11 protein-coding genes are annotated in these 12,766 nt (G+C 29.6%); 1 reads left to right on the forward strand and 10 read right to left on the reverse strand.

The window, feature by feature from the left end:
• Window positions 1–55: 55 nt before the first annotated feature.
• The 8 genes from CP523_RS02780 to CP523_RS02815 all read right to left on the reverse strand — a co-directional run bounded on the left by CP523_RS02780 (window position 56) and on the right by CP523_RS02815 (window position 9,816).
• Window positions 56–874: an aminotransferase class IV gene (locus CP523_RS02780; protein ID WP_066676974.1), complete on the reverse strand. Its 819-nt coding sequence runs from the start codon at window positions 872–874 to the stop codon at window positions 56–58.
• Window positions 875–889: 15 nt separating this feature from the next.
• Window positions 890–1,528 carry an HAD-IB family hydrolase gene (locus CP523_RS02785; protein WP_066676976.1) on the reverse strand — a complete coding sequence of 213 codons (639 nt, stop codon included), beginning with the start codon at window positions 1,526–1,528 and terminating at the stop codon, window positions 890–892.
• Window positions 1,529–1,735: 207 nt separating this feature from the next.
• On the reverse strand, window positions 1,736–2,929 hold the full coding sequence (locus CP523_RS02790; protein ID WP_066676978.1) for a pyridoxal phosphate-dependent aminotransferase: 1,194 nt from the start codon (window positions 2,927–2,929) through the stop codon (window positions 1,736–1,738).
• A gap of 15 nt (window positions 2,930–2,944) precedes the next feature.
• Window positions 2,945–3,769: a PHP domain-containing protein gene (locus CP523_RS02795; RefSeq protein ID WP_066676979.1), complete on the reverse strand. Its 825-nt coding sequence runs from the start codon at window positions 3,767–3,769 to the stop codon at window positions 2,945–2,947.
• Window positions 3,770–3,940: 171 nt separating this feature from the next.
• On the reverse strand, window positions 3,941–4,294 hold the full coding sequence (locus CP523_RS02800; RefSeq protein WP_066676981.1) for a DUF1292 domain-containing protein: 354 nt from the start codon (window positions 4,292–4,294) through the stop codon (window positions 3,941–3,943).
• A gap of 150 nt (window positions 4,295–4,444) precedes the next feature.
• Complete coding sequence (gene nifJ / locus CP523_RS02805; RefSeq protein WP_120140470.1) at window positions 4,445–7,951, reverse strand: pyruvate:ferredoxin (flavodoxin) oxidoreductase; 3,507 nt, start codon at window positions 7,949–7,951, stop codon at window positions 4,445–4,447.
• Window positions 7,952–8,141: 190 nt separating this feature from the next.
• Entirely contained in the window at window positions 8,142–8,567 is a 426-nt protein-coding gene (locus CP523_RS02810) for a flavodoxin (protein WP_066676985.1), read from the reverse strand.
• Window positions 8,568–8,733: 166 nt separating this feature from the next.
• Window positions 8,734–9,816 (reverse strand): undecaprenyldiphospho-muramoylpentapeptide beta-N-acetylglucosaminyltransferase, encoded by a 1,083-nt coding sequence (locus tag CP523_RS02815; protein ID WP_066676986.1) that lies wholly within the window; start codon window positions 9,814–9,816, stop codon window positions 8,734–8,736.
• 250 nt (window positions 9,817–10,066) lie between these two features.
• On the opposite strand from CP523_RS02815, the gene CP523_RS02820 reads away from it, so the two are divergent.
• A complete protein-coding gene (locus tag CP523_RS02820) occupies window positions 10,067–10,249 on the forward strand; it encodes an alpha/beta-type small acid-soluble spore protein (RefSeq protein WP_066676988.1) in 183 nt (60 codons plus the stop codon).
• Between the two features lie 164 nt (window positions 10,250–10,413).
• Here the strand turns inward: CP523_RS02820 and recJ are convergent, their stop codons facing one another.
• The gene (gene recJ, locus CP523_RS02825; protein WP_066676989.1) at window positions 10,414–12,189 is read right to left on the reverse strand and encodes a single-stranded-DNA-specific exonuclease RecJ; all 1,776 of its coding nucleotides are present in this window, start codon (window positions 12,187–12,189) and stop codon (window positions 10,414–10,416) included.
• 24 nt (window positions 12,190–12,213) lie between these two features.
• Complete coding sequence (locus tag CP523_RS02830; RefSeq protein WP_066676994.1) at window positions 12,214–12,756, reverse strand: DJ-1 family glyoxalase III; 543 nt, start codon at window positions 12,754–12,756, stop codon at window positions 12,214–12,216.
• Window positions 12,757–12,766 lie beyond the last annotated feature (10 nt).

Consider the following 12,766-nt stretch of genomic DNA (forward strand, 5'->3'; position numbering starts at 1 on the left):
TTTATAATATAAATATTTTCTAGCACAAACTTATAATATAAATTATTATTAATAATCAATTATATCTTCTGCTATTTACATAATCATGTATTTCTTCATTGAACTTATTTTTTATTATATTTATAATTTCGTTATTAATATTAAAATCTATATCCTCAATTTTAAATATCGGTAAAATTTTAGGAGACGTTCCTGATATAAACATAGCATCTATACTCTTAAGTTCTTTAGCTGAAATATTTCTTTCCTCAAATTGTATTTCCTCTCTATTTGCTATAGATATTATTCTTTTCCTAGTTACTCCTGGCAATACCTTCGACTGTTTAGGCGTAATTAATATATTATCCTTTACCATAAATATATTTGATTTACTTCCTTCAGTTATATATCCTTCATTATCTATTAAAATTGCTTCAAAAGCATTTGCTTTTTCTATTTCTATAGTCACTTTTTTTCTAAAATCTGAATCTACTACCTTTGCATTTGGATTAACCCTTTCTCCATGGTACAAAATACTTTTCACTCCATTTATATACATATCTTCTGTAGGGTAACTATGCTTAATTGAATACACCTTCATTGTATCTGTCTTTATATCAAAGGTTACTTTTATATTTCCGTTCTTCACTCTATTTGCTTCTATTAATGCCATTGCAAATTCACTAATTTTTTCATATGTGTACACAAAACTTTTATCCATCAACTTAAATGTTTCTGCCATTCTATCTATATGATCTTCTAAAAATAAAGGAATTCCATCTATAACTCTTAAAACTTCATATATAACTCTTCCTTTTTCCTTTGTATCTTCAGTGTAATTTTCAATACTTTGCAGGTTTCCATCTTCTAAATAAAACTTATTTATAGCTTCCATGTTAATTCCTCCCGGTTAATTCCATCTTAATATTTCAAAATTATGTTTCTTTTTATAATTTATTAAATATGGTTTACCAACTAAATCTAATAAAGGTTTATCAGATAATGAATCTGAAAACATATAAGAATTCTTAAAATCTATTTCTAACTTTTCTCTTTTTAAAACCTCCATCAATCTTCTTATCTTTTCTTCACCCTTACAATTGGCTCCATCCATCTTCCTTATGAATTTTCCGTTTTTAAATAAGAATTTAGTTCCAATAATCATATCTACACTATCTATGTTATATAGTTCTTTTAAATAAAATTCAGGGGATGCTGATATAAGGTATATTTTATACCCTTCACTTTTTAAATTATTCATCATATTAATAGCATCTTTGTATATAATTTTAGTTAACCTATCTTTATAAAAATCTTTAACTAATAAAGCTAAATCACCCTCATCTATTCCGTCAATAAATTTCAAAAATTTTTCTTTAACCTTTTTTTCATCATATACTTTCAATGCATACATAGCTCCACTGTATATAGCTCTTGGAAGAAACTTAATATTTTTTTTATCCCTATAAACCATATATTTAAAAAGCTCCATTAGCGTCTCTTTTCTTGTTATTGTATAGTCTACGTCAAATATTGCTAATTTATCCACATTAATTCCTCCATACCAAGTCTTATATATATTATATATCAAATAAGTATATGTTACTATCAATACTAATATATTAGCTCTTATTCATTTCTAACAAATAAAATAAACTTTTTTATATTTAAAATATTATTTGATTTATATAATATTTTCTCCTTACTTGTAAAAATTAAAGAGGTAGAAAATTTAAAATATTTTCTACCCCATTTACTATTTAAACTTTTTTATAAATCTTTCAATTCTATTTAAACCTTCTTCTATCACTTCTATAGAAGTTGCATAAGACAATCTAATGTAATCATCTAAACCAAAAGCTATACCCGGTATAACAGCTACCTTTTCATCTTCTAAAATTTCTGATGCAAACTCCAAAGAATTATTTATTATTTTCCCATTAACCTTTTTACCATAACATTTTTTTATACTAACCATAACATAAAAGGCTCCACTTGGATTAATGATTGATACACCATCTATTTTAGACAGTCTATTAACCATATAATTTCTTCTTTTTTCAAATTCTACTATCATATCTTTTATATCATCTTGCGAGCCATTTAAAGCTTCTACAGCTGCATATTGAGATATTGAATTAATATTAGATGTCATATGACTTTGTATTGCTGTCATAAGCTTTGCTATTTCATTACTTGATGCTGAATATCCAATTCTCCACCCTGTCATAGCATAAGACTTAGAAAGACCATTTATAACTATAGTCCTTTCATATGCATCTTTTGATAATGACGCTATACTTACATGCTTATTATTATCATATATTAACTTCTCATATATTTCATCTGATATAATAATTAAATTATTCTTCTTGGCAAATTCAGCAATTTTTATTAATTCATCTTTTGTATATATAGTACCAGTTGGATTATTAGGACTATTTAAAACTATAGCTTTAGTTTTTGTTGTTAGTGCTTTATTTAAGCTATGGATTGTATATTTATAATGTTCTTCTTCACCATTTTCTACAAAAACAGGATTTCCACCTGCCATTTTAACTAACTCTGGATAACTTACCCAATATGGAGTTGGAATAATAACTTCATCTCCCTCATTCAATATAGCCATAAATGCATTTGCTAAACTTTGTTTTGCACCAGTTGACACAACTATTTGCGAAGGATTATAGCTTAAATTGTTATCTATATTAAATTTATTGCAAATGGCCTCTCTAAGTTCTAAAATCCCGTTAGTTGGTGTATATTTAGTTTTACCTTCTTCCATGGCCTTTATTGCTGCATTTATAATATTTTTAGGAGTATTAAAATCTGGCTCTCCTGCTCCAAAACTTACTACGTCTATACCTGAATTCTTTAATTCTTTAGCTTTCGCTGTAATTGCTAAAGTAATCGATGGGTTTATTTCTTTAGCTTTCTTTGATAAATTCATTACTGTCCCCCCATTTTATCTACTTTTTAAATTATATATTTTATTAAGTAATAATTCATTTATACCATAGCTTCCTATTCTAGTATCATGAATTAACTCCTTACCATGATAATCACTTCCACCTGTAATACAAATTTTATACTTTTTAGATAAATTATAGAAATTGTTTATTTGACATTTTGAGTGACTTGGATGATATACCTCAATTCCCTTTAGTCCATAACACTTAAGATCTTTTATAATTTTTTCAACATCCATCCCTCTATATATCTGACCTGGATGAGCTAAAACAGCTATTCCTCCAGCTTTATTTATTACATCTATTGTTTTTTTATAATCTAATTTAAATCCTTTTACATAAGCTGGTTTCCCTTTAACTAAAAAGGAAGTGAAGGCAGTCTTATAATTATCAAAATAACCCTTTTTAACCATTGCATTAGCTACATGACTTCTTCCTAAAGTAGAGTTTATATCAACAGCCAATTCTTCTAGACTTAAATGAATATTATTTTTTTTAAGTTGAAGTAGAATTTCTTCTATTCTATCTGATCTTGACTTATTTAGTTTATTCACTACATCCTTTAATGTTGAATTCTCAATATCAATAAAATATCCCAAAATATGAAGTTCTAAATCTTTATATTCTGTACTTAATTCAATTCCCGGTATTACTTCTATATCATTATACGTATTTTTAGTTACATATTGAGCTTTAATACAGTCATGGTCTGTTATTGATATACACTTTACATTATTTTGTTTTGCTATTTCAATAATTTCCTCCGGTGTCTTTGCTCCATCAGAATAGTTGGAATGGATATGCAGGTCTGCATACTTCATATTAAACACCTTACTCTCTAAAATTATATATTAAAAATATATCACTATTAAAATAAATTGACAACTAAAATACTTTAATTTATGAATTAATATATATTTTAGTACTTTATGTAAAATATATAAAATAATAATAAATAAAATAAAAATAAAAAAAATGCCTTTCGGCATTTTTTATTCGTTAGCTAGTTCTTCACTATAAAACTTAGATACTTTATCAAATTCATCTTCTTCTGGAACTATTAATTCTCCTTCTTCAGTTGATCTGAATAAGTACACTGAATCTTCTTCTGGATGTTGTGCTAAAATATATTCATTATTTTCAAATTCAAAAGCATCTATAATAGGACATGATATAACATTTCCATTATCATCTTCTAAATCTACTACAAAGTGTTCATGTTCATGTTCTCCACAACCACATCCACCTTCGTTATGATCATGATCGCATCCACAATCATGTCCTTCGCTATGACATCCACATTTATTTTCTTCATCGTGGCATCCACAATTATTTTCATTACACATATAAAATTCCTCCTTTATTATGTAGTCCTCTTCATTCTACCCCTAATTTAAATAAATTAAAAGTAAAATATGCTTTTTTTTTATTTTTATTTATGTATTTTTCCTATTATATTAAAATAAGGGGCTTAAAGCCCCTTATTAATATAGAGATTATTGTTCTGCTAGTTTCTTGTATCCTGCTAATCTTTCTTTAGCATCTCTTTCTGTCTTTTCAAATAAAGCTTCTGCAGCTTCTGGGAATGCTTTTGCTAATGATGCATATCTTACTTCACCCATTAAGAATTCTCTAAAGTCAGCTTTTGGCTCTTTTGAATCTAATGAGAATGGATTCTTAGTTCCAACTAAAGTAGGATTGTATCTATATAATGCCCAGTATCCACAATCAACAGCTTTTTTAGCTTCCGCTTGGCTATTGCTCATACCAATCTTAATACCATGACTTATACATGGAGCATAAGCTATGATTAATGATGGTCCTTGATATGCTTCTGCTTCTGCTATTGCTTTAAGTGCTTGGTTTTTATCAGCACCCATTGAAATTTGAGCAACATATACATATCCATAAGACATAGCCATCATTCCAAGATCTTTCTTCTTAGTTCTCTTACCTGCAGCAGCAAACTTAGCTATAGCAGCAGTTGGAGTAGATTTTGATGATTGACCACCTGTATTTGAGTAAATTTCTGTATCCATTACAAGAACATTTACGTCTTCTCCTGAAGCTAAAACGTGATCTAATCCACCGTATCCGATGTCATAAGCCCATCCGTCTCCTCCGAAGATCCATTGTGATCTCTTAACTAAGAATTCTTTATCCTTTAAGATTTCTTTAGCTAATTCTGAGTTTACATTTTCTAAAGCTGCTATTACTCTTTCAGCTCTATCTCTTGTTCCTTCTCCATTAGCCATGTTTTCTAACCAGTCATTAAGAACTGCTTTAACATCTTCTGAAACTTCTGTTTCAAGCATTGCTTTCATGTTGCTAGCTATTCTTTCTCTTATAGCTTCAACTCCTAAGAACATACCTAAACCAAATTCAGCATTATCTTCGAATAATGAGTTAGCCCATGCTGGACCGTGTCCATTATGATTTACTGTATATGGAGTAGCTGGAACAGATCCTCCCCAAATTGATGAACATCCAGTAGCATTAGCAATCATCATTCTATCACCGAATAATTGAGTTACTAGCTTAGCATATGGAGTTTCTCCACATCCTGCACAAGCTCCTGAGAATTCAAGTAATGGTTGCTCAAATTGGCTACCCTTAACTGTATTCTTGTTCATTGGGTTCTTCTTAGCTGAAACTTTCTTAACAGCATAATCCCAAGCTTCGATTTGTCCTTCTTGTGTATCTTGTGGCTTCATAATTAAAGCCTTTCCTGGAGCTGGACAAACTTGAGCACAGTTTCCACATCCTGTACAATCTAATGGAGTAACTCCAATTGTATATAATAATGGTTCTTCTGTCTTTAATGCCTTTGCAGCTACTACTCTCATAGTTTCTGGAGCATTATTCTTTTCTTCTTCTGTTAATAAGAATGGTCTTATTGCAGCATGAGGACAAACGAAAGAACATTGATTACATTGAATACATTTATCTTCTTGCCATTCTGGTACGTTTATAGCAACGCCTCTCTTTTCATAAGCAGCAGTTCCTGCCATGAAAGTACCATCTTCCATTCCCTTAAATGCTGAAACTGGTAAATCAAATCCTTCTTGTCTATTGATTGGTTCAACTATATTCTTAATGAATTCTGGTTTAGTTGGATCTTCAGCATTAACTTCTTCAACTGCATTTTTCCAGTCTGCTGGTACATCTATTCTTACGATAGATTCAACACCCTTATCAATTGCAGCGTGATTCATGTTAACAACTTTTTCACCCTTCTTACCGTATGATTTAACAACAGCATCCTTTAGGTATTTAATTGCATCTTCAACTGGAATGATGTTAGCAATCTTAAAGAATGCAGCTTGCATTATCATATTAATTCTTCCACCAAGACCAATTTCTTGAGCTATTTTAACAGCATTTAGTGTATAGAATTCTATATTATTTTCAGCTATAAATCTCTTCATTGAAGCTGGTAATTTTTCATTAACTTCTTCTGGAGTCCATATAGTGTTAAATAAGAATTTACCATTCTTCTTTAACCCTTCTAAAACATTATATTTGTAAACATATGCTTGATTGTGACAAGCTACAAAATCAGCCTTATCAATTAAGTAAGGTGACTTAATTGGTTGTTTACCAAATCTTAAATGTGATACTGTTATACCACCAGATTTCTTTGAGTCATATGCAAAATATCCTTGAGCATACATATCTGTATGATCTCCAATAATTTTAATTGCGCTCTTATTAGCTCCAACTGTTCCATCTGATCCAAGACCCCAGAACTTACAAGCTTTTGTGCTATGAGGAGTTGCATCAACTTCAACTACATCTAAAGAAGTATTTGTTACATCATCAACAATTCCTATTGTAAATCCGTTCTTTGGTTCAGCTTTTGCTAAGTTAGCATATACTCCTGCTATATGTGATGGGTTTGGATCCTTTGAACCTAATCCATATCTACCACCAACGATTATTGGAGCATTTTCTTTTCCATAGAATGCATTTTTAACATCTAAGTATAAAGGTTCTCCAGCTGATCCTGGTTCCTTTGTTCTATCTAATACAGCTATAGATTTAACTGTAGATGGTATTGCTTTTAATAATCTTTCTATTGAGAATGGTCTGTAAAGTCTTACTTTAACTAAACCTACTTTTTCTCCATTTGCATTTAAGAAGTCAACTGTTTCTTCAATAACATCAATTGATGATCCCATTGATATTATAATTCTATCTGCATCTGGTGCTCCATAGTAATCGAAACAGTGATATTCTCTTCCTGTTATCTTAGTAATTTCAGCCATGTAACCTTCTACGATTTCTGGTAATTCATCATAGAATCTATTTACTGATTCTCTAGTTTGGAAGTATATATCTGGATTTTGAGCTGTACCTCTTGTTACAGGATTATTTGGATTTAAAGCATTATTCTTGAATGCTTCTAAAGCTTCATAATCAACTAAATCCTTTAATTCATCATATTCGATTACTTCTATTTTTTGAATTTCATGAGAAGTTCTGAATCCATCGAAGAAGTTCATGAAAGGTAATCTTGACTTAATTGCAGATAAGTGAGCTACTGCTGATAAGTCCATAACTTCTTGAACTGAACCTTCTGCTAGCATAGCAAAACCTGTTTGTCTTGCAGCCATTACGTCTTGGTGATCCCCGAAAATATTTAATGATGAAGTAGCTAAAGCTCTTGCTGAAATATGGAATACTGTTGGAAGCATTTCACCTGCAATCTTATACATATTAGGGATCATTAATAATAATCCTTGTGAAGCCGTATAAGTTGTTGTTAATGCACCAGCTTGTAAAGATCCGTGTACCGCACCAGCAGCTCCAGCTTCTGATTGCATTTCCATAACCTTAACTGTTTGACCAAATATATTCTTTCTGCCTTGTGCAGCCCATTCGTCAACGTGTTCAGCCATTGGTGATGAAGGTGTAATTGGGAAAATAGCAGCTACATCTGTAAACGCATATGATATATGAGCAGCAGCTGTATTACCATCCATAGTTTTCATTTTTCTCATTATGTTTGACCTCTCTTCCTTTAATTAAAATTTCACATTCTTTAGTAAACGTGATTTTAGTTTAACCAAAATCACATATTATGATTACAAAAACAAAGTTTTTGTAAGAAAAAGATTCAATCAATGCACTTTTAGCAGAGTCCTTACCCCCTAAGTAAACACTCTAACATTGGTCTATCCCCTAAAAAATCTATCTAGTTAATTCCTCACCTAACTTAGCAGCTTCTAATAATTCAGCATCACTTGGTGATTCTTTAACGGCTAAACTTCCTACTACGTTAAATCCGTAGTCTTTCATCCTTTCAATCCAATCAACCATAAATTTTCCATCATCCCATCCATATGATCCAAATAAAACTAATTTCTTTTGATGATTTTGAATTAATTTAAATTGATTAATAAAAGGCTCCATTTCTTGTTGCTCTATTCTATTATTGTCCATTGATGGACTTCCAAATGCTACAGCATCTGCTTCTGTAACATCCTCAACAGTAGCATCAACTACATGTTTCATTGTAACTTCTGCCTCATTTTTTTGTGCACTTTCAGCAATTGCATTTGCAATAACCTCAACATTTCCCCCATTACTCCAGTAAATAATTGAAATTTTCTTCATAAATAGCACCTCATTCTTTAACTATAAATTAATAGAATCTTATTTTTGGGCATATATTACCTAATTTTTACTTACCCTATTATTATATACCAGTATTCTATTTTTGCAAGTTACTAAGTATCCATATTAGGCTAATATTCTTGACACTCGTAAAAATAAGCTTATTTTACATATTTAACTCCATGCTGTTTAATATTACTTCCAAAATCGCGTCTACTCCATTCTTTAAATTGCTATTCTCCATATTTTTCGCAAGATAATTACTCTTTTCTTTTAATTCTTTTAATTTAATTATTAAATTATGGGATTCTTGCATTTCATCTTCATCTAAAACTAATGAATACCCTTCTTTCTCAAAAGAATTTGCATTTAATATTTGATCTCCTCTACTAATTTTTTTAGATAATGGTATTAAAAGTGTTGGTTTCTTTAATGCTAACAATTCAAAAATCACATTTGCTCCTGCCCTTGACACTACAAAATTTGCTGATTTAAGCAAGTGAGGAAGGTCTTCTTTAACATATTCAAACTGCTTGTATCCTACAGTATTCTCTAATTTCTTATCTAAATTCCCCTTACCACAAACATGTATTACATTAAACATTTTTAATATTTCATCTAAATCTCTTCTAATTTCTTCATTTATACTTTTTGCCCCTAAGCTTCCACCTATAACTAATAATATATCTTTATTGTCTTTGAACCCACAAATTTCTTTTCCTCTTAATTTACTTCCCTCAAGAATTTCATGTCTTATTGGTGTTCCAGTTAGTACCCCTTTTCCATCCTTAATATAATTAAGACTTTCTCTAAAAGTTACGCAAAGCCTATTACAAAATGGAGCTGATAACTTGTTAGCAAGTCCTGGAGTTAAATCTGATTCATGAGAAACAACAGGAATTTTTTTCATTGATGCAGCTATAACAACAGGAACAGCTACAAAACCACCCTTAGAGAATATAACATCTGGCTTTTCTTCTTTTAATATTTTTTTTGCTTCTAAAATCCCCTTCATTACTTTAAATGGATCAGTGAAATTTTTAAAATCAAAATATCTTCTTAGTTTTCCTGAAGAAATCTCATAATAAGGTATTTTAGCATCTGTTATTATTTCTTTTTCTATTCCCGTTTTACTACCTATATATTTAACTTCAAATCCCTTTTCTTTAAGTTTTGGAACTAAAGCTAAATTAGGTGTTACATGCCCTGCGGTTCCTCCGCCAGTCATGATTATTTTATATTTACTCATCTATTACTCCTCCTTAATATATTAACCTAAACTATTATACTTAATTAAATCATACATGTGATTAAATAATTTCATAAATTCTATAGTTATATTATATTTCCTATACTTATTAAATCATAAAATCCGTGTTAAATCACTATTCTTAAGCTACATTATAGTAATTGTTTGCTATAATTTCCTCAACTTACATATAATAAAATTCTTTTTTTTACACAAGCTATTATCATAAAGATATAAGGAGGTGATTATAATGGCTAAGACATTAGTACCAGAAGCTAAAAACGGTTTAGCTAAATTCAAAAATGAAGTAGCTAGTGAAATGGGAGTTCCTTTCACTGATTACAATGGAGACCTTTCTTCAAAACAATGTGGATCTGTTGGAGGAGAAATGGTTAAAAGAATGGTTCAACAATATGAAAATGGTATGAAGTAATATATTTTCATAAATAGTTGAAATAATATTGCAGTATAGAATTTTTGCAATATGAAAAGAAACATTATTTAAATAATAATGTTTCTACAAAAAATAATTACTTAAATTAAAATTATTTTTTATTTAAGTAAAAGAGGGCCTAATGATTTAGGTCCCCTTTTAGTTTAAACTATTCTTAAATTTTTAATCATTAATTGAATATTTTTTTTACCATTAAACTCGTTTATATTTGGATAATATATTATATCCATTTTTATATTAATATAGCTACTAGCACAAGCTTTTAAAAACTCTGCCTCTCCAAATTTTTTTGTATATTCTTCTTTAAAATCTATAAATTTATCAAAGCTTATTCCATCTATATTTAGATTCTTACCCTGAATTTCACATCTTAATTTAAGAAAGTTTTTATCCTTCCCCATTAACCACATTCTATTTACATTTACATTTTTAACTGCAAACAATGGACTTGGATTTCCTTTTCCAAATGGTCTTAATCCTTCGATAAGTTCCACTAATTCTTCATCTAAATATTCTAAAGGTAATGGTGAATCTATCCTAACTATAGGAATAATATCCTCATTGGTAAGTTTACAATTATTATTTAATTTTTTTCTTAACTTTTCTATATTTTCTTCTTCCAAAGATAATCCAGCTGCCATTGGATGACCTCCAAATTTACTTAATAATTCTTTACAGTTTGATAATTCTTCAAACATATTGTAACCCTCAATAGAACGGGCTGATCCCTTTGGCATTTCTTTTCCTTTTGTGATTACTATACATGGTAAATTAAATCTTTCTTTTACTCTTCCTGCTACTATTCCAGCTATACTTTCATGTATATTTTCATCATAAACTACAATTACCTTTTCACTAGGCAGCTTTTCCTTTTCTACTTTTTCTATAACTCTTTCCGAACTTTCTTTAGTAAGTTCTTGTCTCCTAGAATTTAAATTATATAATTCTTTGGCTAACTCCTTAGCTCTATTTCTGTCTTCTGTTATCAAAAGTTCCACCGAAAGATCTGCTGTTTCAAGTCTACCAGTTGCATTTATACATGGTCCTATAACAAATCCCAAATGATACTCATTAATTTGTTTATCTTCTAACTCTACAACTTTCTTTAGTTCCTGGATCCCCATATTATTGGTAGAATTCAACATCTCTAACCCTTTTTTAACAATAACTCTATTTTCATCTAACAAGTCAACAACATCACATACCGTTGATATTGACACATATTCTATTAACTTTTCATATTCTCTATTATCTATTTTAAGTTTTTCATATAAGCATTGTGCAAATTTTAAAGCAACGCCTGCTCCACATAAACTTTTAAAAGGATATTTACATTCAGGTCTTTTAGGATTAATAACTGCATCTGCCATGGGAATCATTTGAATCATTTCTTCATCACCAAGCTTTTTCAAAGGTATATCATGATGATCTGTTATAACAACTTCCATTCCAAGTTCTTTAGCTAATTTAACTTCTTCAAATGCAGATATCCCATTATCACAAGTTAAAATTACCTCGTATCCTTCTTCATTTAACTTTTTTATTCTGTCACTATTCATACCATATCCCTCTTCTTCTCTATTTGGAATATGATAGCTAAAGTTGGCACCACATTTCTTTAAAGTTTTATAAAGAACAACTGTACTTACAACACCATCACAATCGTAATCACCATAAATAATTATCTTTTTATTTTTTTCTATTGCTTCTTTTATTATTCCTATTCCTTTTTCCATGTCCTTCATTAAAAATCCATTATATAAATCTGACAAGTTAACTTTTAAAAACTTATTTGCTATTTCAGCTTCTGAGATTCCTCTATTGGCTAATATTCTTAAAACTAGTGGATTTTCATTAATATTATTACGTAACTTTAAAAAACTTTCTTTTTTATTAGTTAATATCCATTTTTCCTTCATTCCATCCCCCTAGAAAACTTAAATCTAGATAAATAGCATACCTTTTTTAATTTCATCTACCTTTTCTAAGTTAATCTTGCTTAAAATTTCAAATGCAAATTCAATAGCCGCTGCTGGCCCTTTACCTGTTATAATATTATTGTCAATAACAACTAAATCTTCTTTATAATTGCAACCTTCAAGTTCTTTTTCAAAACCAGGATAACAAGTTATATTTTTACCTGTTGTTATTTCCGCTTTTCCTAGTGCAATAGGTGCTGCACAAATTGCACATACATACTTTCCGTTATTGTTAAATTCTTTTATTAATGATACAACTCTCTCATCATCTCTTAAATTTATAGAGCCTGGCATTCCACCTGGTAAAACTAGAACATCATATTTATTTACTTCATTAACATCTAAAACTTTATCTGCAATAATTTTAATTTTATGAGAAGTTGTAATCTCTAAACCATTTACTCCAAAAGTGTCACAACCTACTTCTGCTCTTCTTAAAATATCAACAACTGTTAACGCCTCTAATGTTTCAAACCCATTTGCTAATAAAACAGCTACTTTTTTCATAAAAATTCCT

Source organism: Clostridium septicum (genome assembly GCF_003606265.1).
Lineage (GTDB): Bacteria > Bacillota > Clostridia > Clostridiales > Clostridiaceae > Clostridium > Clostridium septicum.